Origin of the sequence: Kosakonia oryzae (assembly GCF_001658025.2) — a bacterium.
GTDB classification, from domain to species: domain Bacteria; phylum Pseudomonadota; class Gammaproteobacteria; order Enterobacterales; family Enterobacteriaceae; genus Kosakonia; species Kosakonia oryzae.
In genome coordinates this window covers 2097680-2122630 of record NZ_CP014007.2, presented here as the reverse complement: position 1 = coordinate 2122630, position 24951 = coordinate 2097680, and the positions used below count along the sequence as shown (strand labels likewise).

At 53.8% G+C, this 24951-nt stretch carries 21 protein-coding genes; 6 read left to right on the top strand and 15 right to left on the bottom strand.

All coding sequences use genetic code 11. The features are described 5' to 3' along the window. Nucleotides 1-255: 255 nt before the first annotated feature. The 10 genes from tcyN to AWR26_RS10110 form a co-directional block, all read right to left on the bottom strand. Complete coding sequence (tcyN, locus tag AWR26_RS10155) at nucleotides 256-1008, bottom strand: L-cystine ABC transporter ATP-binding protein TcyN (RefSeq protein WP_064565560.1); 753 nt, start codon at nucleotides 1006-1008, stop codon at nucleotides 256-258. Beyond that, nucleotides 1005-1673 (bottom strand): cystine ABC transporter permease, encoded by a 669-nt coding sequence (tcyL, locus tag AWR26_RS10150; protein WP_064565557.1) that lies wholly within the window; start codon nucleotides 1671-1673, stop codon nucleotides 1005-1007. The genes tcyN and tcyL overlap by 4 nt, the downstream gene beginning before the upstream one ends. Before the next feature lie 18 nt (nucleotides 1674-1691). Continuing rightward, nucleotides 1692-2678, bottom strand: coding sequence for a D-cysteine desulfhydrase (gene dcyD / locus AWR26_RS10145; protein ID WP_064565555.1), 987 nt, complete (start codon nucleotides 2676-2678; stop codon nucleotides 1692-1694). 106 nt (nucleotides 2679-2784) lie between these two features. Then, on the bottom strand, nucleotides 2785-3585 hold the full coding sequence (tcyJ, locus tag AWR26_RS10140) for a cystine ABC transporter substrate-binding protein (protein WP_064565552.1): 801 nt from the start codon (nucleotides 3583-3585) through the stop codon (nucleotides 2785-2787). Between the two features lie 88 nt (nucleotides 3586-3673). Beyond that, nucleotides 3674-4225: a flagella biosynthesis regulatory protein FliZ gene (gene fliZ, locus AWR26_RS10135; RefSeq protein WP_064565549.1), complete on the bottom strand. Its 552-nt coding sequence runs from the start codon at nucleotides 4223-4225 to the stop codon at nucleotides 3674-3676. Between the two features lie 62 nt (nucleotides 4226-4287). Next, nucleotides 4288-5007, bottom strand: coding sequence for an RNA polymerase sigma factor FliA (locus tag AWR26_RS10130; protein ID WP_007371523.1), 720 nt, complete (start codon nucleotides 5005-5007; stop codon nucleotides 4288-4290). 100 nt (nucleotides 5008-5107) lie between these two features. Continuing rightward, the gene (locus AWR26_RS10125; protein WP_064565546.1) at nucleotides 5108-5512 is read right to left on the bottom strand and encodes a hypothetical protein; all 405 of its coding nucleotides are present in this window, start codon (nucleotides 5510-5512) and stop codon (nucleotides 5108-5110) included. Nucleotides 5513-5983: 471 nt separating this feature from the next. Continuing rightward, the gene (locus AWR26_RS10120; protein ID WP_064565543.1) at nucleotides 5984-7093 is read right to left on the bottom strand and encodes a Gfo/Idh/MocA family protein; all 1110 of its coding nucleotides are present in this window, start codon (nucleotides 7091-7093) and stop codon (nucleotides 5984-5986) included. 10 nt (nucleotides 7094-7103) lie between these two features. Further along, nucleotides 7104-8270 carry an ATP-grasp domain-containing protein gene (locus AWR26_RS10115; RefSeq protein WP_064565540.1) on the bottom strand — a complete coding sequence of 389 codons (1167 nt, stop codon included), beginning with the start codon at nucleotides 8268-8270 and terminating at the stop codon, nucleotides 7104-7106. Further along, complete coding sequence (locus AWR26_RS10110; RefSeq protein WP_064565537.1) at nucleotides 8267-9421, bottom strand: DegT/DnrJ/EryC1/StrS family aminotransferase; 1155 nt, start codon at nucleotides 9419-9421, stop codon at nucleotides 8267-8269. The genes AWR26_RS10115 and AWR26_RS10110 overlap by 4 nt, the downstream gene beginning before the upstream one ends. 243 nt (nucleotides 9422-9664) lie before the next feature. On the opposite strand from AWR26_RS10110, the gene AWR26_RS10105 reads away from it, so the two are divergent. Then, nucleotides 9665-13225 (top strand): glycosyltransferase, encoded by a 3561-nt coding sequence (locus AWR26_RS10105; RefSeq protein WP_064565534.1) that lies wholly within the window; start codon nucleotides 9665-9667, stop codon nucleotides 13223-13225. Between the two features lie 59 nt (nucleotides 13226-13284). Here the strand turns inward: AWR26_RS10105 and AWR26_RS10100 are convergent, their stop codons facing one another. The 4 genes from AWR26_RS10100 to AWR26_RS10085 all read right to left on the bottom strand — a co-directional run bounded on the left by AWR26_RS10100 (nucleotide 13285) and on the right by AWR26_RS10085 (nucleotide 20217). Then, a complete protein-coding gene (locus AWR26_RS10100; protein ID WP_064565527.1) occupies nucleotides 13285-16935 on the bottom strand; it encodes a glycosyltransferase in 3651 nt (1216 codons plus the stop codon). A 183-nt stretch (nucleotides 16936-17118) separates the two neighbouring features. Continuing rightward, on the bottom strand, nucleotides 17119-18021 hold the full coding sequence (locus AWR26_RS10095) for a flagellin N-terminal helical domain-containing protein (RefSeq protein WP_007371515.1): 903 nt from the start codon (nucleotides 18019-18021) through the stop codon (nucleotides 17119-17121). 197 nt (nucleotides 18022-18218) lie between these two features. Continuing rightward, nucleotides 18219-19124 carry a flagellin N-terminal helical domain-containing protein gene (locus AWR26_RS10090; RefSeq protein ID WP_064565524.1) on the bottom strand — a complete coding sequence of 302 codons (906 nt, stop codon included), beginning with the start codon at nucleotides 19122-19124 and terminating at the stop codon, nucleotides 18219-18221. A gap of 187 nt (nucleotides 19125-19311) precedes the next feature. Beyond that, on the bottom strand, nucleotides 19312-20217 hold the full coding sequence (locus AWR26_RS10085) for a flagellin N-terminal helical domain-containing protein (protein ID WP_043953160.1): 906 nt from the start codon (nucleotides 20215-20217) through the stop codon (nucleotides 19312-19314). A gap of 245 nt (nucleotides 20218-20462) precedes the next feature. On the opposite strand from AWR26_RS10085, the gene fliD reads away from it, so the two are divergent. The 3 genes from fliD to fliT are packed head-to-tail and all read left to right on the top strand — an operon-like array spanning nucleotide 20463 to nucleotide 22668. Further along, the gene (fliD, locus tag AWR26_RS10080; RefSeq protein WP_064565521.1) at nucleotides 20463-21878 is read left to right on the top strand and encodes a flagellar filament capping protein FliD; all 1416 of its coding nucleotides are present in this window, start codon (nucleotides 20463-20465) and stop codon (nucleotides 21876-21878) included. A gap of 20 nt (nucleotides 21879-21898) precedes the next feature. Beyond that, a complete protein-coding gene (gene fliS / locus AWR26_RS10075) occupies nucleotides 21899-22309 on the top strand; it encodes a flagellar export chaperone FliS (RefSeq protein WP_043953158.1) in 411 nt (136 codons plus the stop codon). Further along, nucleotides 22309-22668 (top strand): flagella biosynthesis regulatory protein FliT, encoded by a 360-nt coding sequence (gene fliT, locus AWR26_RS10070; RefSeq protein WP_007371510.1) that lies wholly within the window; start codon nucleotides 22309-22311, stop codon nucleotides 22666-22668. The genes fliS and fliT overlap by 1 nt, the downstream gene beginning before the upstream one ends. Before the next feature lie 249 nt (nucleotides 22669-22917). On the opposite strand, the gene yedD is transcribed toward fliT, so the two are convergent. Further along, nucleotides 22918-23328, bottom strand: a complete 411-nt coding sequence (yedD, locus tag AWR26_RS10065) for a lipoprotein YedD (RefSeq protein WP_064565517.1) — start codon at nucleotides 23326-23328, stop codon at nucleotides 22918-22920. Between the two features lie 185 nt (nucleotides 23329-23513). On the opposite strand from yedD, the gene yedE reads away from it, so the two are divergent. After that, nucleotides 23514-24719: a selenium metabolism membrane protein YedE/FdhT gene (yedE, locus tag AWR26_RS10060; RefSeq protein ID WP_064565514.1), complete on the top strand. Its 1206-nt coding sequence runs from the start codon at nucleotides 23514-23516 to the stop codon at nucleotides 24717-24719. After that, nucleotides 24716-24946, top strand: a complete 231-nt coding sequence (yedF, locus tag AWR26_RS10055) for a sulfurtransferase-like selenium metabolism protein YedF (RefSeq protein WP_035890239.1) — start codon at nucleotides 24716-24718, stop codon at nucleotides 24944-24946. Before yedE ends, yedF begins: the two co-directional genes overlap by 4 nt. Nucleotides 24947-24951 lie beyond the last annotated feature (5 nt).

Genomic DNA, 24951 nt, shown 5'->3' with positions numbered 1-24951 from the left:
TATTATGTATACATTAAGCTAACACATAAAACTTAATTATAAATATAAAATATCGGCTAATGTGGAAATAAGTTGCACAGGCTGCCGGATTTAATGCTGGCAACCGACAGGAAAAACTGCGTGACTATTGGATAATTGCAGGGATATACGCGAAAAATAGCCGCAGCAACGGCACGCCATTAATTCCGCCCCAAAAATTTAGGTTAAGGTCAATTAACGCGATTCAGCAAACAGGCGTGCGGAATCGCGCCATGTTCATTGCATCAGGAATTTTTCCAGAAACTGCCGGGTTCGTGGATGTTGCGGCTGGGAAAACAGCAGTTTCGCTGGCCCCTGCTCCACAATGCGCCCCTGATCCATAAAAATCGCCCTGTCCGCCACATCGCGGGCAAAACTCATCTCATGAGTCACAATCACCATGGTGCGTTTCTCCTGCGCCAGTTGGCGAATGGTGTTAAGCACTTCACCAACCAGTTCAGGATCGAGCGCGGAGGTTGGCTCGTCAAAAAGAATAACATCAGGGCGCATCGCCAGTGCACGGGCAATCGCGACGCGCTGCTGCTGGCCGCCGGACAAACGACGTGGAAAACTCTCCTCTTTCCCTTTCAGCCCCACTTTTTCCAGCAACTGACGCGCCCGCGCGCAAGCCTCTTCTTTCGCTTCGCCCTTCACAATCACCGGCCCTTCAATAATGTTCTCCAGCACCGTGCGGTGTGGAAACAGATTGAAGTTCTGGAACACAAACCCGACATGCTGGCGCAACTGGCGGATAGCCTTTTTCTGCTCGCCAGAGGATCGAGAGGCATCAATGGTGATGGCCCCCACGCGGATCGTCCCGCTTTCCGGCTGTTCCAGCAGATTAATACTGCGCAATAAGGTGGTTTTACCAGACCCGCTAGGGCCGATAATCGCCACCACTTCTCCCTCCTGCACCTCCAGATCGATACCGTGCAGGACGGTTTGCCCGTGGAATTTTTTCACCAGATTTTTAACGTCGATAGCACTCATTTTGCATCACGCTCCTGGCGGTTAAGCTGGTTTTCAAAATAGTTCTGCAACGTGGAGAGCACGGTCGCCATGACCCAGTAGATCAGCGATGCCGCCAGATACATGGTGAATACTTCCAGCGTGCGTGAGGTGATCAGTTGCGCCTGACGGAACAGCTCTGGCACCTGAATGGTAGCCGCCAGCGAAGTATCTTTGACGAGGCTGATAAAACTGTTGCTCAGCGGCGGTAGCGCCACGCGAGCGGCCTGCGGAAGGATCGCGCGGCGCAGCGTTTGCCAGGAGGTCATGCCGATACTGGCGGCCGCTTCCCATTGCCCTTTATCGATCGACGAGATGGCGGCGCGCAAGGTTTCCGCAGCATACGCTGCCGTGTTAAGCGAAAGCCCAATCATCGCCGCCGGGATGGGATCCAGCTCGATGCCAAACTGCGGCAGGCCATAATAGATCATAAAAAGTTGTGCAATCAGCGGCGTACCGCGAAAAATCGAGATATAAAAACGCGCCAGCCAGCGTACCGGCAGCAGCGGCGACATTCGCATCAGCGCCAGCACAAAACCGAACAGCAAACCAAAAAACATGCCGCCAATACTCAATTGCAGCGTGAACACGGCCCCCTTGAGCAGATAAGGGGCGGAATCGATAACTAGCTGTAAGCTCTCTTGCATCAGAATGCTGCCTGCGGATCAGATATGCGGATGGTAGGCGAAGAGCGCTGGCGCGCCGCCGGTATGGACAAAAAGGATCGGACCATCGTCTTTAAAACGTTTCTGCTCAATGCCATCAAGCAGACCCGCCATCGCCTTACCGGTATAGACCGGATCGAGCAAAACCCCTTCCAGACGCGCCAGCAGCTTCACGGCTTCCATCCCTTCCTCATTTGGCATGCCATAACCCGGCGCAAAGTACTCATCCCACAGCACAATATCGGCATTCGCGCTGATCTCCAGATCGTGGGCGATCGCCTGCTGCAAGCTCACCACTTTGGGTTTTTGATCCGCCACGCTGCGCGAAACGGTAACGCCAATTAACTCGACATCCGGCAATAACTGCTCCAGCCCGACAGCAAGCCCGGCATGCGTTCCGGCACTCCCGGAAGCCACCACCACCGACGACAGCGCGACCGCGCCTTCGCACTGCTGGGCAATTTCCAGCGCGCTTTCGACGTAACCCATGGCACCTAACGCATTAGAACCGCCGACCGGAATCACATACGGGCGAAAACCCTGCGCCTCGACCCGTGTCGCGAGCGCCTCCAGTTGCGCAGCCGGATCGGTCAACGCATCGCACATTTCAATTTGCGCATTGAACAGATCCAGCAGCAAGCGGTTGCCATTGCTGAGATAGTTTTCTGCCTTCGTACCAATGGGGTTTTCCAGCAGCGCAACGCAGTGCAAACCCAGTTTCGCCGCCACTGCGGCGGTCTGGCGCACATGGTTAGACTGAATCGCGCCTGCGGTGATCAGCGTGTCTGCGCCTTCACGTAGCGCATCCGCAGCAAGAAACTCCAGTTTGCGCAGCTTGTTGCCGCCCATCGCAATCGGCGTCACATCATCACGTTTGATGAAAATCTCACGCCCAAGGTAATCGGACAGTCGCGGCAGGTACTCCAGCGGCGTCGGTGCGCCAATAAATTCAAGACGCGGAAAGCGGGTCAGGTTGTGCAAAGACATAAAACCTCCGAGACCGGATAACGTTGTGTATTGTTTTTATTATGCACATTTACAGAGATGAAATAAAAAAGGCGCTTTTTTAAGCGCCTTTTTTAACGAGGAACGATCACTTCGTCACATCTGTTCCAAACCATTTTTCCGACAGCGCTTTCATCGTGCCATCTTTTTGCATATCGGCAATGGCCGCATCAATCGCCTGCAACAAATCTTCATTACCCTTGCGTAGCGCCACACCGGACTCCTGACGCGAGAACGCATCGCCAGCCACCGCCAGGGTATCTTTGGTTTTCTTCACCAGATCCAGCGCCGCAAGGCGATCCACCAGAATCGCATCGATACGGCCAACGCGCAGATCCTGGTATTTCGTCGGGTCATCATCATAAGTGCGAATATCGACGCCCTGAACGTTCTTGCGCAGCCACTCTTCATAGTTGGTGCCCAGGCCAACGCCGACTTTTTTGCCTTTCAGATCGGCCGCGGATTTAATGCCCGCCTCATTGCCTTTTTTCACCAGTGCCTGGATACCGGAGATGGTATAGGGCGTGGAGAAATCATATTTTTTCTTGCGTTCATCGGAGATGGTCACCTGGTTGATCACCACGTCGATGCGTTTCGAATCCAGCGAGGCCAGCATACCGTCCCATTTCGTCGGCTTCAGGGCGGCTTTCACCCCCAAATGCTTCGCTAACGCATCGGCGAACTCCACTTCAAAACCCGTTAACTTGCCGTCATCGCCCTGGAAACTGAACGGCGGATACGTGCCCTCCAGACCGACTAACAACGTGCCGCGCTCTTTGATTTTATTCAGCAGGTTTTCCGCGGCGAATGTTTTTGCGCTTATCCCCGCCATCAGCGTGACGGCCATAACGGCCATCAGCGCCCGACGTCCCAGAAGTGCTAGTTTCATAGTTACCCCGATAAAAGAATTGGCTGCAGCAGTGCATTGCCTGGAAAAACGTAATCACAAGCAATGACTCACCACATGTTATTCTTTTTTAATATATATCAGATCTCGCGCCGACAGCGATTTTTTGCATCGGCGCAAAACGCATCTGCGTCTTAAACTGAGCATATTTGCGCAAAGCGATCCGATAGTTATTGGTGCTGGTCGCGGGTAACCATGGCTCCAGGTTTTCGTCGAGGAACCCTTCATTGAGCAAATCACGGGAGATGTTTAACTCGCTCAGATGATTGCCAAGCCGGCGCAGACGCACGACATATTCGCGCACCGTACCGTGGCTCATCTCAGTCTGTTCGAAGAGATATTGTTTGAACCCGATGATATCGAAGAAATCGCTCTGCTCTTTGCAGTGCAAATCCCCGCAGAAACGACAGAGTGCAACCCACTCTTTTTGCTCTTGTTGCCAGGCCGCTTCATCCAACAGCATATCCAGCCGGGAAATCGCAATTTTGTTTACGATTTCGCCCCGGCGGACCAGTGTGATGCGGTCGAGCAACTTATGGCAATGAGCGCAATGCGTCTGGCTGTGTTTAAAGTCTTTAAGGTAGCGGCTTAGAGGCCGTCTTTTAGGTTGCTGCACCGTCATGATAACTCCTGGTTGTCAATGCGTTGTTCGGCATTTACCAGGGGCGATGCAGGATCACCAACCTATAACTTACCCAGCTTGGTGCGTAAGCGCTTAATAGCCTGACTATGGAGCTGGCTTACCCGCGATTCTCCTACTTCAAGAACAGCGCCAATCTCTTTGAGATTAAGCTCTTCCTGGTAGTACAGCGTCAGGACAAGTTGTTCACGCTCCGGGAGAGATTCAATCGCTTCCATCACCCGGTGACGCAAATTACTTTCCATTAGCTGGAATAACGGGTTTTCCTGTTGATGATCGTCAGTCACCAGCTCGATACTGTCGCCGTGCTCTTCCCGCCATTCATCATAGGAGAAAAGCTGGCTATTGTTGGTATCGAGCAGCATCTGACGGTATTCCTCGACAGGAATCCCAAGGCGCTGCGACACTTCTGTTTCCGTCGCGTTACGCCCCAGTTCTTGCTCTAGTTGCCCCATCGCCTGCGCCACTTCGCGGGCATTACGCCGGACGCTGCGCGGCACCCAATCGCGGCTGCGCAACTCGTCCAGCATTGCCCCACGAATACGCTGCACTGCGTAAGTGGTAAATGCCGTTCCTTGCAGAGCGTCGTATCGGTCTACAGCATTCAGTAGACCGATACCGCCCGCCTGTAGCAGGTCGTCCAGTTCCACACTCGCCGGCAATCGCACCTGTAGGCGCAATGCTTCGTGACGCACAAGAGGTACATAACGCTGCCACAGCGAGTGTTTATCCATTACACCTTCAGCGGTATAGAGTGAATTCACGATAAACAGCCCTGCGTTAATTGAGTTATCGGCATGATTATCCGATTCTGGAGTGGTTTTAATCGGATGAATAGTGGGTGAAATGGGGGGTTATTTGCCTTTATAACTCCACACGTTTCGACGGTAATGCATTTAATACTAGCTCGAAAGCCTGCGCCGGATGGTGTCCGCGCTGGTAAAATCGATAATCATTTGAAATATTGTAGATAAATTGAAACATCGCGATCGGTTTTTTACTTTTGTGATTTACACCGGTGTTTTGCGCGTCCGACAAAATTCTTTGCTTGCGCCCCAATGACCACAATTTTCGCTGCGTTTTTAACATATTGCTTCCCGGTATCATCAGAAACGTCTCATCAGCATCAACGCAATAATCAACGTACGCTTCATCAGTTTGTAGGAATGCTAAATCTTCTGACAAACAAGGGCTTGTAGCAAAAGGTCGACCAGAAATCGCCCTCAGCACATCAATCCCCTGAAGCATAAAAAGCAATCTGTCTGTCATAGTTTTTATGCCATCGGGAACATGACAGAATTTACACAGTAGCGATTTGTTTTTCCGGCAAAATTCCGTGGCGTAAACCGTAACGATATTTCTATCAATCCATGAGCACCAGCCTGCAAAATAGTTTCTCTATTTGTACTACCCGTGCATCTAATTCGCTGCAGACATAGCAGACAAGTAGAATGTAATTCCCAGGCAAATCTCTTTGCGCCCTACGGCCTAACTTGATGATATTGTGACCATAAAATCTATAACCTTCAGGACACGTTTTCGCCTTTATTGCTTCATAAACGACCGTCTCGCTTTTATGGAGCAAAAATGTCTGCGCATTTTGCACTAAATAACCCGCAGGTCGTCATCTGCGCGTGAACGGGCATTCACTTTATTTCATTTATAATATCTATAAATCACTGCGGCCTGTGCCCGTTCTACATAAACAAAAGCGATTTCAGGGCGACGTCAAAAGGCCAATTACAGCACTATTTTTTGCTGCGCAATCGCACTTCTGTTCGCGCTTTCCAGGAACGATAATCCCTGCAATGCGGTGGCAGAACCAATCGCATAGCTGTTTGCTTCGCCACGCAACGCGGCGGCGATATCGCAGTAATAGTTGGCAAAAGCTTCAATAAAACCGGCCGGATGACCGGCTTTAAAGCGGCAGTAACGATCCAGATTAGCGATGGTGTTATCACCCGCCGTGCGATCGACAATACGCACGTTGCCGTGAATATCAGCGAGGCGCAGGTACTCCGGCTCCATCTGCAACCATTCGGCGCTGCCTTCCGTACCATAAATTCTGATCCGCAAACCGTTGCGGAAACCCAGCGCGGCTTTACCGTACCAGTAGTTACACACCATATCGTCGCTATAACGCGAGATGATGTTGACGGTGTCTACCACGTTTGGCACACGCGCAAACGTGCTGTTGACGGCGTAAACATCCAGCGCCTGTTTGTCGGTGAGAAACTCCACCAACTGATGCACATGAACCCCGAGATCCAGCGATACCGTCGGGATTTCGCCGTCCACTCGCCGCCAGAGTTGCGGTAACGTCACGCTGCCATCATTGCGGCAGCGGCTAAAACCTTCCTGCGGCATTTCAACCATCACCTGCTGAATTCGCCCAAGCCCGCCGCTCAGCAGGCGCTGACGCAATTCGCGCACCATCGGGTAACCGGTATAGTTGAACGTCACATACAGCGGGCTGTTAACCTCATCAACCCGCTGCTGAATCTCTTGCGCATCACCCACCGTTGCCACCATCGCCTTCTCGCAGATGATCGGTAACGGGTACTCCAGGCAGGCCAGTAAAATGTCGCGGTGCGCTGGCGTCGGCGTCAGCACCACCACTGCATCAAGGCGCTGATGCTCTTTTTCCAGCATCAATAGCGCATCCTGATAAATCGCGCGCTTCTCCAGCCCCCAGGCGGCTCCGGTTTGCTGATTAATACTTTCATCACGGCTGAAACAGCCCGCCGTCAACTGGAAGTGCCCGTCCATCTGGCTGGCGATCTTATGTGTCATGCCGATGGCAGAATTGATACCGCCACCGATGAATGCAAGGCGCAAAGGCTTGGCCATAATCCAGTCCTTAAATCGTTTTAAAAGAAAAATAGTTTTTGAGCTGTGGCGTGAGCCGCGCCAGTTCGGCGAAATCCTCAAACTCGGCAAAAACCAGCCCCGCCCTGTCGCGCGGCGCGGGCAGCAGAGGATCGCCAGGTAACTTCAGCGGAACAGTCTCAATAATTTGCGCCGCCAGCGGGGCAAAGCGATAGCCAACAAAGTGACTTTCAGCATCGCTGGAAATGGTATGCCGGGCGATGGCTCGTCGATGCGCGGGGCGACGCGCGCTGAATGTCGATTCACGACCAATAAAGGGAGCAACAAAACCAGCGGAATAGGCTTCACCGGTGGACAACTCAATCAGACGTGAATAGAGATCGCCCGGGCAACGGCGGGTTAACTCAATCAGCCAAAAATCATGTTCGTTGGCAATGAACTGGGTATGCAGTAAGCCATCAACGAGTTGCAGTTCCCGCACCAGCGTCTGCATACATTCGCTGACGCGATCGCGCATCGCTTCAGCGAGCGTCAGGCTCAGGCTGCTGCTGTTCACCTGCCAGGGATAAACGGTGCAATATTCATCGACAAAAAATTCACAGACAATCTCACCGCCGCGAATAAATGCCGAGTGGCTGTATAACGCGCCTTCGCAGAAGGTTTCGATGACGCAGTGGCCATTACGGGAAGCGCCGCGTGCCAGTTCAACCGCCTGTGGCAATGCGCCCGGCTCGCGCACCAGCGTAATACCGATCCCGCTATAAGCATCAATCGGCTTAACCAGCAGCGGAAAAGGCAAATTGCGCGCCGCTTCCGGTTCGTTAACCGCACGCGGAATCGGATACCCCTTCAGCTCGGCCCAGGCGCGGAAACGATCTTTAAGAAACAGCGTGTCGCTGACGTCCGGCGTATCAAAACCGGCCAGCCCGAGTTCGGCAGCCACGCGGCTACCGGTCAGATAAGAAACATCGGTCACGCCGGGCAAAATCGCCGCAATTTTCTGTTCGCGCGCCACTGCCAGCACGGCATCGGCGTCAGCATAATTCTGCACATGCGCAATATCGGCGAACTTCATCCCCGCATCCTGCGCTTTGCCGCTGCACACCAGCGTGGTAAAACCCGCAGCTTTGACAGCCTGCTGCAAAGGCAGCGAGGCAAACCCGGCATCAAGGATCATCGCCGTTGCTGGCTGGCTCATATGCCCCCCGCAGAAATCATGGCGACATTGTTTGCGACAGGGCGCGCCATACGGCGGATAACATCCACAATACGCTGCTGATCTTCCCGCGTAAGCCCAGGGTAGATCGGCAGGCAGAGCACTTTCTCCGCGATATCGTTCGCGCAAGGTAAATGCTCTTTTTGCGAGGTGGCAAAACCGCGATACATACTGAACGAGCTAATTAAAGGGTAGAAGTAGCGACGGGTTAAGATGCCTTCGCTTTTCATTGCTTCATAGAGCGCATTGCGGCTGATGCCAAACTCAGGTTCAATCAACACCGGGCAATACGCATGGTTCCAGCTCACATCATCGGGTACGTTCAGGAGGCTCAGTCCTTCAACACCATCGAGCATCGCAAGATAGTCCTGATACAGCGCCTGGCGTTCAGCCAGCGCCTGATCAATATGTTTTAACTGCAACAGACCGAATGCCGCTTCCACTTCATTCATTTTGGCGTTGATACCGGGCGCAACCACGCGGGTTTCACCGGCAAAGCCAAAGTTTTTCAGGTAGTCGATGCGCTGCTTCGTGCGCGCGTCATGGCAGATAATCGCGCCGCCTTCGAAGGTGTTAAACACTTTCGTGGCATGGAAACTGAGTACCGAAAGATCGCCATGATTCAGGATGCTGGTGCCGTTTTTCTTCACGCCGAATGCATGCGCGGCGTCATAAAGCACTTTTAAGCCGTAAACATCCGCCACCTGCTGGATTTTATCCACGTCACAGGGTACGCCATAACAGTGCACCGGCATGATCGCCGTCGTCTGCGGCGTAATTAGCTCTTCAACGCGTTCCGGGTTGATGTTGTAGGTCAGCGGGTCGATATCCGCAAACACGGGCGTCAGGCCATTCCACAGCAAGGTATGTGAGGTAGCGACAAACGAGTAAGGAGTAGTAATCACCTCACCCGTGATACGCAGCGCCTGGAGTGCCGTCAACAACGCCAGTGTGCCATTGGCGAACAGACAGACATATTTCACACCCAGATATTCCGCCAGCGCTTCTTCAAGTTGCTGGTGGAATGTCCCGCCATTGGTGAGGATGCGGTTCTGCCAAATCTTTTCCAGATAGGGAATAAACTCTTCCAGAGGCGGCAACAGAGGGCTGGTGACGAAGATGTTATTGTCCATAAAATGAACCTGAACAAGCCAGAGATGACTTTGATGTTACAGGCACCAAAGTGAATCTATTGGGTAAACAAGGGGCATTTCCCATGCCAATTAAGCCCGCAAGACACCTGCCTCCCTTTGCTATTATTGGCCGAGATAAAGAAAATCCGTGAAATTTCACGCCTGAGAAACCAGGCCGTCATCACCTCGTTGCCGCATCGCGTGTTGATGCGCTCAAACTGCTGCTCACATAACGGAAAAAAAATGAACGAATGCGCTTTGGTGAGTATCGTTATCCCGACTTACAAGCCCGAATTCTTCGCGACAACACTCGCCAGTGCATTGAATCAGAGCTGGCCAAATTGCGAAGTCATTATTTATGACGACAGCAACGACGACACCATTCGTCTCACCTGCGAGCGTTATGCATTAACCACCAAAACGCCTATCTATTACACCAAAAACAGCGTCCGTTTATGGGAAGAAGGCAACGTGCTGGCTGGCGTGCGTCAGGCCCGCGGTAAGTACATTAAGTTTCTCTACGATGATGACATTCTGTTCGAACACGCTATCACCCGGCTCGTCGCGGCGCTGGAATCTTCCCCCGGCAACAGCATGGCTTCCGCACGCCGTGTTCGCGTGGATGAAAATGGCACCCCGCTGGTCGATATCGCGGCGACCGCCTTTCCTTTTGCCGCCGATGTGATTCTGGATGGCCCGGACGTGGTGAAGTTTTTCGCCGATCATCCGGTCAACTTTATCGGCGAGCCCAGCTCCGTGCTGTGCTATCGCGAAGATCTGATCTCCTTCGGTGATGACCTCTTTACCCTGCTTGGCGAGAACCTCTACTTCCTGACCGATATGACGCTGTATCTGAAGTTACTGCGCCTCGGCAATCTGGCCTTTGTCGCTGAAACGCTCTCGGCTTTCCGCGTCTCAGAGAACCAGAGTAGTCAACTCGTGCATACCGGGAAATATGGCGATGTCATTAACAGAACCTATACCCGAATGCCGCAAATTGTCAGAGAACTGGGCTGGTACAGCGGTAATAAAGAAGAGAATGAAAAGGTCAAAGTTGCACCGATGCACGGTGAGCAACGTTTCCAGACGGAAAACCTGCTGCATGCGCTGCATAACTCGCTGCAAATCTCCGTGCGCCGGTTCTACAGCAACAAGATCAACAAATGGCTCGACGAACGCCGCCTGCAACCACAGTTCCGGCCGCTGGTGGAAGCTTTCCAGCAGGCGCGCAACACGCAGCAAACGTTAACCGTTTTTATCTCGCAGTACGGACATCATCCTGATGCTGTCACGTCAACTCTGCAAAGCCTGCAGCGCTACGCCGGGTTTGGGCTGACGCTGAATGCAGTGATCATCGCGGAGCAAAGCACCGATCTCCCTGCGCCGACGCTTATCGCACGGCACGATAAGCAGATTGAGATCGTCAATCAGTACATCGCCAGCCAGCCGTCTGACTGGGTGATGTTCATGGACGCCGGTGAAGTGCTGCTGGAAAGCGGCATGCTGATGTTCGATCTGGCGCTGGATGGCGCCTCTGGCTGCGATGCAATTTATGGCGATGAGTTCTACACGCAGAATGGCGAAATTGTCACCACCGCGATGCGCCCGGATTTCAACCTCGATTTACTGCTCAGCTACCCGGCAGAGATGGCCCGCCACTGGATTTTCCGCCGTGAAGCGCTTCTGGCCGCAGGCGGATTTAACCCGGCGTATCCGCAGGCCTGGCAGTTTGAGTTTATTGTTCGTCTGATTGAACAAAAAGGAATGGGTTTTGCGGGTCATCTGCCGGAACCGTTTGTGATTGGTCATCCGCCGGTGCAGGCCACCCAGCCGGAAGAACAGGCGATTTTGACCCGGCATCTGCATAATCGCGGTTATGCTCAGGGTACGGTAGTGGCTACGCATCCGGGGCTATATGCCCTGCGTTATAACCATCAACAACAACCGCTGGTGTCGATTATTATCCCGACCAAAGATCAGCTTCCTATTCTCAGCACCTGCGTCACCAGCCTGCTGGAGAAGACGCGCTACCGGAACTATGAACTGCTGATTGTTGATAACAACAGTGAGACGCCGGAAGCGTTGCAGTGGCTGGAGGGGATCTCGACTATCGATCCGCAACGCATTCGCGTACTGCGCTATCCGCATCCGTTTAACTATTCCGCTATCAACAATATGGCCGCACGGGAAGCGCGTGGTGAATATCTGGTATTGCTGAATAACGATACGGCAGTGATCAGCGAAAACTGGCTGGATCATATGCTGAATCATGGGTTACGCCCGGAAGTGGGGATCACCGGCGCGAAGCTGCTCTACCCGGACGGTAAAGTCCAGCATGCGGGTGTGGTGCTGGGGCTGCGAGGCCCGGCAGATCACCCCTTTATCGGCAGCGAAAACAACCGCGCCGGTTATATGAATCGTCTGCTGGTTGACCAGAATTACAACGTGGTCACCGCCGCGTGTCTGCTGATCCGCAAATCGGTCTATGAACAGGTCGGCGGGCTCGATGAAGAGAACTTCACCGTCTCCTATAACGATGTCGATCTGTGCCTGAAGGTGCGTGAAGCGGGCTATCTGACGGTGTGGACGCCGCATGCTCTCGTCATGCACGAAGGCAGCGTCAGCCAGAAGAAGGTCGATAAGACCGTGCAGGAGAAAAAACGCCAGCGCTTTATGGCCGAGCAGGACGCCATGTATGCCAAATGGATGCCGCTTATCGCCAACGATCCGGCCTATAACCCAAATCTGTCGCTCGATGGCGCGGGATTCCAGTTTGAAGCCAGCAGTAATAAAAGCTGGCAGCCGCTGCACTGGAAGCCGCTGCCACGTTTGATCGCGTTTCCGTTACAAAGCCAGCCCGGCAGCCGGTTACGCCTGGATGCACCGTTAGCATTACTGAATAATGCGGGCGTTGTCGAAGGGCAAATTAATTATCACCCCAGCACCTATACCGATATCAGTCGCTTTGCGCCGGATGCACTGATCGTCCATCGACAAATCAGCGACGGTGCGCAGGAGTGGTTGCGTCGTCTGCCGCAGGCAGCATCGGTGTTTAAAATCTTCGATCTGGATTGTTGGTTGCCTGGCTTACCGGTCAATGCCGAGGAGCGTAACGATCTGCCGCAGGATATTTTCGCTGCGCTGCGCGGTACGCTGGCGCATGTGGATCGTCTGATCGTCGCCAGCGATCAACTGGCCGAACAGTGCGCGGGCTTGCACAGAGATATCCGCGTAATGCCGACGCGGCTTTCGCCGCAGCAATGGTCGGGGTTATCCAGCCAGCGTGGCGTGGGTAAGAAACCGCGCATCGGCTGGTGCGGAACCGCGGCGAATACCGGCGATCTGGAGCTGATTCATAAGCTGGTCAGCCAGTTAGCCGATCGGGTTGAATGGGTGTTTTATGGCTACTGCCCGCCTTCCCTTCAGGAGTGGGTCAGCGAATTACATGCCCCGGTTCACCCGCAGCATTTTGCGAAAAAACTGGCCAGCCTGAATCTCGATCTCGCCGTGGAACCCCTGGCTGATACGCCATGGAACCGGGCACTTAGCCCGGTACGCCTGCTCGAATATGGTGCCTGCGGCGTGCCGGTGATTTGCAGCGATATCATCAGCACACAATGCATTGCTGGCGTGACGCGCGTCGAAAATCGCGCGAGAAGCTGGCGCGAAGCGATTGAAAACCACCTGCTTGATGCGGCGGCAGCGGCACAACTTGGCGATAATTTGCGCCTGTACGTGCTGGAAAACGGTATGTGGAACGGTGAAAGCCTGCTGCGCCAGGCGCAACTCTGGTTGCCGGATTAATGTTTCTCTGCACATAACAACAACGGCAACAAAAAAGGCGCTTTACAGCGCCTTTTCTTTTACTTGTCGGCCGGTAACCAGCCCTGACGCCAGTCATCGAGCCCGGCATCCCGCAGATACCAGTCGCTGCGCACGGCGGTACGCAACGCATCACCCTGCCGCTCGCGCAGCGCCGGATCGTGAATGTGCGCCTGAATCGCGTTCATCCAGTCTTTAAAGCGGTTCGCCACCAGCGTCACCGGTAGATTGCAGCGATAAGGTTCAATGTCGGTGGCGATGATCGGCACGCCGCAGGTGCCAATCTCCAGCAAACGCAGATTGCTCTTACATTCGTTGAACTGGTTGATTTCCAGCGGCACCAGCGCCAGGTCAAGATTCAAACTCGCCAGTTTCTCCGGGTACATTTCAAACGGTACGCCGGGGTGGAATTCACAGAGCACGTTGCGCGGCTTCATGCCCATAAACACCCACTCCACCTGCCCTTCCAGCTCTTTGATCAGCGGCAACAGGATCTCCAGATCGCCGGTATGCGAACTGCCTCCGGCCCAACCAACACGCACTTTTTTCCCGGTTCCGCGAGCGCTGAGCAGATGATCCCACTGATTCGGTGCCAGGCGGTTTTGCGCAATGCGAATATCACTGTGGAAACGGCTGTAGGCTTCGGCCAGCGGCGCAGTAGAAACCACAACCCAGTCGGCGCTGTCCATCACTTTGCGGAAGTTTTTCAGCATCTGCGGCGGGAAGTGCTGGCGGTTACCGTTTTTCATCGGCACGTTCAGCAGGTAATCATCATATTCCAGCACGATTTTCGCGCCGCTGACATCGCGTAACTGTTTCATGATATCCGGGAAGCGGCTGCCGGTGATCAGCTCAAGCAGAATCACATCCGGCCGCATTTGCGCGGCTTCCATCAGGCCGGGGATGGTGTTCGTCAGCCCGCCTTCAATCATCAAATGGCGTTCCAGCGCTTTGAATGGTTGCATCACCCGGTGATGACCACCACCGACCCAGTTGATGTGATGGGCTAACACTACCGGCAACGGGCGGCCAGGCAGCGGCTGGTGCAACCGCGCAATACTGGCGCTCAGCGTGAAGGCCTTGCCCATCTTCTGCATCAGCGGATGGTACGAAGGTTCATTCAGCAACCCCTGCTGCCACTCACCGCGCAGCGTCGTATAGTCCTGCAACAGCGGGCGCTCCTGCACGCCAATTTTGTTGCCGAATAAACGCGTCGCGCCGCCCATATGTTTCACGCGGGCGTAAGGCGTCCAGACATTGAGATATCCCTGCTGCTGCGCGCGCAATCCCAGATCCACATCGGCGAAATAGAGAGGATAACGCTCCTGGGTAAAGCCGTTTAAGGAGAAGAAAACCTCTTTGCGCACCATCATGCAGGAGGCGCTCACGGCGGCCAGGTTACGTGGTGTTTTCAGAAAGTGCTGGAAACCATTACTCTGCCCGTCAGCGCCGTCGAAAGCGACATCAACACCGTGCTGCACACCGACTAAATAGCCGCCATGTTGAATACGGCCATCCTGATACTCCAGCCGTGCGCCCACCAGCCCCACTTCCGGGCGCAGCGTATGTTCAAGCAGCGCATCCAGCCAGTTACCGTCGATGATTTCGCAGTCATTATTGAGGAACACCAGCACATCGCCACGCGCTTGTTGCGCGGCAGCATTATTGATTTCAGCGAAGTTAAAGGGCGCGTCGTAGCGCAAAATGCGCACCTGATCGAGCCCCAGCGCCGCCAGATCGTTGAGGAAACGGCAAGCATCCTCTTCTACCGACTGGTTATCAACGATCAGCAACTCATAGCGCTGATAGCGGGTCTTTTCCATCAGACTTTCAATGCAGCGCTTCAGCAGCGCAAAGCGATCGCGGGTCGGAATAATGATCGACACCAGCGGCGTCGCCTCCCACTGGTAGCGCAGGCGTTTAATATTCTCCGCTAATCCCTCTTCCAGCGCGGCGTTAATTCCCAAGCGTTGCAGATGCGCCAGCAGCGCCTGTTCGCAATCAGCGACCACCTCTGCCGCCTCGCTCCAGTGGGTTGCCGGATGCGGGTTTTCCACCAGCACTTCCGCCACACGGCCCACGGCGCCTGCGCCCTGTCCTTCGACAAAGCGCCACAGCAAATCGATATGCGCCGCATGGGGATAATGGCCGCTGAAACCTCCCACCTGCAAGGCAATTTCCCGCGAAAAAAGTACCGTCTGGCCGATATAAGGCACACCGCGCAGCAGATCGATATTAACGCCAGGACGCAGGGTGAATACCGGTTCGCCATTTTCCGCCCGCGTCATTTCATCACAGTAAAACAACCCGGCATTTTGCTGATTCATACGTTGCTCAGCAAAACGCAGCAGCGCGTCGTCACGCAACGTAAAACCTGCGGGGATCAGCAACATCGCTTCGGCGCTACGCGCTTGCAGCAGCGCATTAGCCACCGCAGGCCATTCGGCATCATCGGCAATCACATCAATACTGACGGCCGCCAGCGACTGGCTTTCCACTGACGCCCGCGTCTGCGTGCTGGCCTGATTGTCGCCAAGGATAATGACACCAATGCTGGCTTTATCCGGATATGCCCGGGCAAAAGTGAGCAACGCTTCCCGCCGCGCTTCGCTGATCTGACGATCGTCCAGCCAGCGGGTAAAGGAGTAATCGGTGGTTTGCTGCTGTGCCAGCACCGCTTTACTGTGGAAATTGAGGGCATAGCGGGATTTTTCATCAAGCTGGCGCGTCTTCGCCACCAGCGGCGCATTTACGATGGCATCCAGCGCGGTCTCCAGCGACCATTTCGCCGCAAAATCTGCGCGCTGTGCCTGCGTCCACGCCAGTACGCTGGCGTAGCCGCTTTGCAGCATCTCAACCCACTCATCGGCATCCGGGCAGTTGCGCAGCGACAGCGCACAAAAATGCTCGACTTCATGGCGGGCGAGGTTCGCGTCGTTCAGATAGCCTTCGACATAACCCTCGTTCACCAGGAACAGCGGGATCCCCAGCGTCAGCGCTTTCGCCACGCTGTCATCATTGCCGATCACAACGTCATAGTGTTCCAGCCAGGCCGGATCAATGCGCTGCGCTTGCTGGTTAAGATCCAGCCAGTCTATCTGAATGCCAGCTTCGCGGGCACGCTGCTGCACTTCGTACATTTCTGCCGACATTTTCGGCGCAATGTAGACCGCACGCGCCAGCGTCGACGATTCGCGGGTGCGCGCATACTGGCTGAAACGCGCCGGAACTGTCCACGGCAAGTTTTTCAGCTGCGTGCTTTCCACACCGGTCTGCAGCAGAAGCGCAGAAGTGCGCGGCGAGAGATCGAGCGTCAGCGCGGCGAACTGGTTTTCCAGCGCCACGCCCCACGGAATGTAGAGATCGTTATAGTCGTTGAAATGGCGGAAAATCATCGCCCCGCTGAGACGTTCAGCCGCGATGGCATCGAGCAGTTTATCGCTGAAGAAACCGCGGTAGATCCAGATAACATCATATTGCGTCTCCGGCTCACCCTGCTTGTCGGTCACCAGCGCAAAACGCCCTGTCGCCTTCAGGCGATCGATCTCCGCGTTCAGTGCCTTTCCGGCACTGCTGGTGATGACATCCACCCGCCAGTTCTGTGCCAGCAGCACATCGGCAATATCAAGTAATTCGTTGGTACAGGGCGTAAAGGCGTCAAATTTATCAACGCTAATTAATAGGCTTCGCATTTCTCATCCTCAGCACGCCGGGCCTGTTGGCCGGGGCGATCAACGGGCGTTTCTGTCGTTATGCAATATTGTGGGGGAGTGAGAAAAGATTGAGAGGAAAAACAGCCAGTAGAAAAGGCGCTATATCTGACGATTGGAGATAAAAAAAGGCATCCGAAGATGCCTTTATTAATCCGTTGCGAATTAACGCAGCAGGGACAGCATAGTCTGCGGAACCTGGTTGGCCTGAGCCAGTACGGAAGAACCGGCCTGCTGCAGGATCTGCGCGCGGGACATGTTCGATACTTCGGTCGCGTAATCGGAGTCCTGAATACGGCTGCGGGCAGACGTCAGGTTGCTCACGGTGTTGTTCAGGTTGGTGATGGTGGATTCGAAACGGTTCTGGGAAGCACCCAGCAGGCTGCGCTGTGAGTCAACCGCTTTGATTGCCGCATCGATATCTGCCAGCGGGCCGCCGTTGGTGCCGCCAGTGGCATCAACAGTACCGCTCAGTACGTCGAAACCTTCAGCCGCAGTCGCACGTGCGTTGCCGTTAACCACGCCGCCGGTAGACGCTGTTGCGCCAGTAGCGTTGAACAGGTTGTAAGAATCTGAAGAATCCAGGCTGATGGAGATGGTTTCGCCGTCTTTCGCGCCAACCTGGAAGTTGTAGCTGCTGGTACCGGAACCGGTGTTCAGCACTTTGATGCCGTTGAAGTCGGTCTGGGTGGTAACGCGGTTAACTTCTTCCATACGCTGGTTAACTTCAGCCTGGATGGAGTCGATGTCAGAAGCAGAGTTGGAGCTGTTCTGCGCCTGAACGGTCAGGTCACGGATACGCTGTAAGTTGTTGTTGATTTCGCTCAGCGCGCCTTCAGCCGTCTGCGACAGGGAGATACCGTCGTTGGCGTTACGGGCAGCAACGGTCAGGCCGTTGATGTTGGAAGTAAAGCGGTTAGCAATCGCCTGGCCAGCAGCATCATCTTTCGCGCTGTTGATACGCAAGCCGGAAGAGAGACGCTCGATCGCAGTACCCAGGGAAGCCTGAGATTTGGTCAGGTTGTTCTGGGTAGTCAGCGACAGGGTGTTAGTATTAATAACAGCCATGATAGTTATCCTTCATTGAGAAATTTATATTCCGGCATGGGCCAGCGGCTTCATCACCGTCTAAATTGTTATCGACGCTGTCGCCGAACTCTTTAATGCTTTTTATCTTTTTTATGTAATTTTCGTCGGCAAAAAAAACGATATATAAAATAAAAAAGCGCCGACAAGCGGCGCCTTTTTTATTACTTGATTTGCGATTAACGCAGCAGGGACAGCATGGTCTGCGGAACCTGGTTGGCCTGAGCCAGAACAGAAGAACCGGCCTGCTGCAGGATCTGCGCGCGGGACATGTTCGATACTTCGGTCGCGTAATCGGAGTCCTGAATACGGCTACGGGCAGAAGTCAGGTTGCTCACGGTGTTGTTCAGGTTGGTGATGGTGGATTCGAAACGGTTCTGGGAAGCACCCAGCAGGCTGCGCTGTGAGTCAACCGCTTTGATTGCCGCATCGATATCTGCCAGCGGGCCACCGTCAACAGTACCACTGGAGCTTACGGTACCGCTCAGTACGTCGAAACCTTCAGCCGCAGTCGCACGTGCAGTACCGTTGATGGTCTGGCCGGTGGTCTGGAAGGTTGCGCCAGTGGCGTTGTACAGGTTGTAGGAATCCGAAGAATCCAGGCTGATGGAGATGGTTTCGCCGTCTTTCGCGCCAACCTGGAAGTTGTAGCTGCTGGTACCGGAACCGGTGTTCAGCACTTTGATGCCGTTGAAGTCGGTCTGAGTAGTAACGCGGTTGATCTCTTCCATACGCTGGTTAACTTCAGCCTGGATGGAGTCGATGTCAGAAGCAGAGTTGGAGCTGTTCTGCGCCTGAACGGTCAGGTCACGAATACGCTGTAAGTTGTTGTTGATTTCGCTCAACGCGCCTTCAGCCGTCTGCGACAGGGAGATACCGTCGTTGGCGTTACGTGCAGCAACGGTCAGGCCGTTGATGTTGGAAGTAAAGCGGTTAGCAATCGCCTGGCCAGCAGCGTCGTCTTTCGCGCTGTTGATACGCAGACCGGAAGAGAGACGCTCGATCGCAGTACCCAGGGAAGCCTGAGATTTGGTCAGGTTGTTCTGAGTCGTCAGCGACAGGGTGTTAGTATTAATAACAGCCATGATAATTATCCTTCATTGAGAAATTTATATTCCGGTATGCGCCAGCGGCTTCATCACCGTCAAAATTGTTATCGACGGGGGTAATAAACTCTTTAGGGATTTTTTTATTTTTTTGCGGCGCCAGGTTTTTAACGCAAATAAAAAAGGCGCCGACAAGCGGCGCCCTTTTTTATTACCGGGTTTGCGATTAACGCAGCAGGGACAGCATGGTCTGCGGAACCTGGTTGGCCTGAGCCAGAACAGAAGAACCGGCCTGCTGCAGGATCTGCGCGCGGGACATGTTCGATACTTCTGTCGCGTAATCGGAGTCCTGAATACGGCTACGAGCAGACGTCAGGTTGTTCACGGTGTTGTTCAGGTTGGTGATGGTGGATTCGAAACGGTTCTGGGACGCACCCAGCAGGCTGCGCTGTGAGTCAACCGCTTTGATTGCCGCATCGATATCTGCCAGCGGGCTACCATCAACAGTACCGCTGGAGCTTACGGTACCGCTCAGTACGTCGAAACCTTCAGCCGCAGTCGCACGTGCAGTACCGTTGATGGTCTGACCGGTAGTCTGGAAAGTTGCGCCAGTGGCGTTGTACAGGTTGTAGGAATCAGAAGAGCTGAGGCTGATGGAGATGGTTTCGTTGTCTTTCGCGCCAACCTGGAAGTTGTAGCTGCTGGAGCCGGAACCGGTGTTCAGCACTTTGATGCCGTTGAAGTCGGTCTGAGTAGTAACGCGGTTGATCTCTTCCATACGCTGGTTAACTTCAGCCTGGATGGAGTCGATGTCAGAAGCAGAGTTGGAGCTGTTCTGCGCCTGAACGGTCAGGTCACGGATACGCTGTAAGTTGTTGTTGATTTCGCTCAACGCACCTTCAGCCGTCTGCGACAGGGAGATACCGTCGTTGGCGTTACGGGCAGCAACGGTCAGACCGTTGATGTTGGAAGTAAAGCGGTTAGCAATCGCCTGGCCAGCAGCGTCATCTTTCGCGCTGTTGATACGCAGACCGGAAGAGAGACGCTCGATAGCGGTACCCAGAGAAGCCTGAGATTTGGTCAGGTTGTTCTGAGTCGTCAGCGACAGGGTGTTAGTATTAATAACAGCCATGATGTAATTCCTTTAAATAAAAAAGTTATCAGATTCAGGCATCTGCCTACGGCGTTCTTACCGTCTTCCAGGTTATCGACCGTCACTGACCAACCTTTAGAGAAAAACTTTAATTTTTTAAAGCCACAAACTGCCCGCTATTCTTTGGCTTTATTTCGCCATTGCTTTAAAAAAAAACCTCTAATCTTTTCGCAGTCGCTGCCGATAATCCACACAGTGATTGTCTAAAACTGAAGGATGAAGATATGGCAAGTATTAGTTCGCTCGGCGCAGGCACAAGCTTGGATCTGAACACGTTGTATGACAATTTGCAGACAGCTGAACAAACAAAGCTGACGCCAATTACCACTCAGCAGACTTCGTATAAAGCCAAGCTGACAGCCTGGGGTGTGGTGCAAACCTCCCTGACTAAGCTGCAAACCGCTGCGAATGCGCTGAAAAATACATCAAACATCGCATCGACAAAGGTATCCAGCACTAACACCGCGTTCACTGCTACGCTGGCCAATGATGCCGCAGCGGGAACTTACTCGGTCGAGGTGTCTTCGCTGGCAGCTTCTCAATCTCTGCTCAGTCCAAAAGTGGCCAGCAAAGATACTGATTTAGGCGACAGCAGCCTGAGTTCTCGTACCATTACGATCACTCAGCCTGGGCAAAAGACGCCGATGACTGTGACGCTGAACAGCGATCAAACCAGTCTGTCGGATATTCGTGATGCCATTAACAAACAGCAAGGCAGCGTAACGGCGAGCATTATTAAAGCAGATGACAACAGCTACTACCTGGCACTGACTTCACGTGACAGCGGTACAGCTAACCAGATGACGATCACCACAAATGATACGCAACTGGCACAATACATCAGCTATGACTCAACGAATACCAGCAGTGCGAGCAACGTGATGACACAGCAGGTTGCTGCGTCTGACGCGAAACTGAAAATTAACGGGATTGAAATTACCCGTAGCAGCAACACGATTACAGATGCGCCGGAAGGTGTCACGCTGACGCTGAATAAAACCAACGTTGGCAGCCCGGAAACGTTGTCGGTGACGAAAGATAACCAGCCGATGACCGACGCGATTCAGGCGTTTGTTGATGCCTACAACTCGCTGCAAACGACCATTGCTAACCAGACCAAATATACAGCAGTGGATCAGGGCAGTGATTCGCAGGACAGCTCGAACGGCGACCTGCTGGGCGACGGTACGCTGCGCAACATTCAGACGCGTCTGCGCTCGATGTTGTCGTCCTCGCAGAATGACGCGGGCAGCTTCTCTATTTTGTCGCAACTGGGTGTGACTCAGGATACGACCGGTAAGCTGACCGTTGACAGCACCAAACTGAATAACGCGTTGAATGAAAAGTCAGCGGACGTGATCTCTTTCCTGTCCGGCGACGGTAAAACCACCGGGTTCGCCACGCAGGCAAGCAACCTGCTGGACGATTTTTTAGGCACCAATGGTACCGTGCAGAATGCAACCGACGGGATCAACAAGACCCTGAAACAGCTGTCCGATCAGTATGACCAGGTCAATGATCAGATCACCGCAACCATGGCGCGTTACAAAACACAGTTCACCAGTTTAAGTCAGCTGGTTTCTTCTCTGACGACAACCGGTAACTATTTGACCCAGCAGTTCAATGCTATGAGTGCATAAACCATCAGTTGAGGTTTGACATGTATACGAAATCGGGAACTCAGGCTTATGCCCAGGTCGGCGTGGAAAGTGCCGTTCTGAGTGCCAGCCCACATCAACTCGTGGTGTTGCTTTTTGATGGCGCCTTGAGCGCCATGAAAAAGGCCGCGATCCTGATTGAGCAGGGAGATATTCCCGGTAAAGGACGGGCGCTTTCACAGGCTATTAATATCATTACCAACGGCTTGCGGGCCGGTCTTAATCACGAAGCTGGTGGTGAGATCTCCGCAAATCTGGACAGTCTTTATGACTACATGACACGACGTCTTTTACAGGCAAATCTCCACAATGACCTCTCTGCCATTGATGAAGTATCGAAGTTGTTGAGCAACATCGCTGACGCCTGGAAAGAAATTGGCCCCAATAATCAAAACGCGCGGGACACTTACTAATGGAAGCAAATCTCGGGTTGCTCCACCACTATCAGCAGCTGTTGGTCGCCAGCCGCACCATGCTTAACCTCGCGAAGGAAGGGCGTTGGGACGAACTCATCGAACATGAAGTGAAGTACATTAACGCTGTGGAGAAGTTAGCACAGTTCCAGGATGCCGGAGAAATTGCGCCTCAGTTGCAGGCGCAAATTCGGCCGCTGCTGAAGCAAATTCTGGATAACGAAGTTGTGCTGAAAGAACTGTTAAACGAGCGAATGGACGAACTGCGGACATTGGTTAGACAGACATCTCGGCAACATAACCTGCATTCGACATATGGACGCCTCTCTGGAAATATACTCTTCCCGAATGAGATCTAATCTCAGAACAGGCGGGTGACGTTTTATCCCCTCACCCGCCCTGTTCTCTTCTGTTATCCCTGTTTCCCGAGTCTCAGGAACATGGCATCAGATTTTCTTTGTTCCCCCCTGTTTTACCTTTCGCGAAAAATGCCGGCTGCCGCCAATGCAGGCCTACTCCCGTGCGTAAAATGCACAGACACCGGCGATAGCTACGTATGGAAGAAACAGGAAAGGGGACGAGATGTGCCGGGCAGACCCGGCGCCCTCTTATTTGCTGATGTCCAGCCCGGCGCTGGACAGCGCGTTCTGGCACTCAACCGTCGGTTTATCGACGCGCTTGAGCGTCATGCCATCAAATTCCAGCGTATTACCTTCGTGGTCGAGCGGGTAAATATCCCGTTTTTGCGTCACGTTATATAACGTACTGCCGTCGCGCATCAGTTTGCCCGGTACGGCAATGACCCGCTGCCACTGGCGGCAATCCAGCGTGTCCCCTTCGGGCGTGACGATCAGGCTGGCGATAGCTTCCGGGCTGACCAGTTTGCTTTGCGGGCCTGCCGACTGCCAGTAACCCGCCAGACCTGCCGGTGCAGGTTGTTTTACCACCGCGTTGTAATCATCCACCTGTACGCAGCCGCTGAGCAGTAGCGCCGCGCCAATAATCACTCGCTTTTTCATTATTTATCCCGATCGCGAAGAAAAAAATATTGTGGCATTAAAGCATTATCATCGCCACCCTTCTGCGGCGCGAAGAAGTTTGATCTGCACCAGGATTTACGCCCTTTTTACGTTAGTTTGTCATTTGCCACGTGTATCATTCGCCTTCCTTAATTACTGCCTTCTGAGTTCAGAGGTTTTTAACTATGTCATGGCAATCCTTCAAGGAGCGTTTCCTGATTCGCTTCTGGTCCCCGATTCCGGCCGTTATCGCCGCCGGTATTCTCTCCACCTACTATTTCGGCATCACCGGCACCTTTTGGGCTGTGACGGGTGAATTCACCCGCTGGGGCGGCCAGTTGTTACAACTGGCCGGCGTGCATACCGAAGAGTGGGGATACTTCAAATTGATCCATCTGGACGGTACGCCGCTGACGCGTATTGACGGCATGATGATCATCGGTATGTTTGGCGGCTGTTTTGCTGCCGCGCTGTGGGCGAATAACGTCAAGCTACGTTTTCCGCATAGCCGTATCCGCATCGCGCAGGCCGTTGCTGGCGGTATCATTGCCGGTTTCGGCGCCCGGCTGGCGATGGGCTGTAATCTTGCCGCCTTCTTCACCGGCATTCCGCAATTTTCTTTGCATGCCTGGTTCTTTGCCGTGGCCACGGCGATTGGCTCATGGTTTGGCGCACGCTTTACGCTGCTGCCCATGTTCCGCATTGCGGTAAAGATGCAGAAAGTCTCCGCCGCTTCGCCGCTGACACAAAAACCGGATCAGGCAAAACGCCGCTTCCGCATCGGTATGCTGGTGTTTATCGGCATGGTGGGTTGGGCGCTGCTGACGGCGATGAATCAGCCAAAACTGGGGCTGGCGATGCTGTTTGGCGTCGGTTTTGGTTTACTGATTGAGCGGGCGCAAATCTGCTTCACCTCCGCATTCCGCGATATGTGGATCACCGGGCGCACCATGATGGCAAAAGCGATTATTTTCGGTATGGCGGCGAGCGCGATCGGCATCTTCAGCTATGTGCAACTGGGGATGGAGCCCAAAATCATGTGGGCCGGGCCGAATGCGGTACTCGGCGGCCTGCTGTTTGGCTTCGGGATTGTGCTGGCAGGCGGTTGTGAAACCGGCTGGATGTACCGCGCAGTTGAAGGTCAGGTGCATTACTGGTGGGTCGGGCTGGGCAATGTGATCGGCTCGACGATACTGGCCTGGTTCTGGGATGACTTATCCCCTTCTCTCGCCACCCACTGGGATAAAATCAACTTACTGAACACCTTTGGTCCGCTCGGCGGTCTGCTGGTGACCTATGCGTTGTTGCTGGCCGCGCTGCTGTTTGTCATTGGCTGGGAAAAACATTTCTTTCGCCGCAAAACGCCGGCGCCCGTGAAGGAGACTGCATGAACATTGTGCCCGATTACCGCCTCGATATGAGCGGTGAACCCTGCCCTTATCCGGCGGTAGCCACGCTCGAAGCGATGCCACAACTCAAAAAAGGGGAGATCCTGGAAGTGGTGAGCGACTGTCCGCAGTCGATCAATAACATTCCGCTGGATGCCCGCAACCACGGTTATACGGTGCTGGATATCCAGCAGGATGGCCCCACCATCCGCTACTTGATTCAGAAGTAACGCAC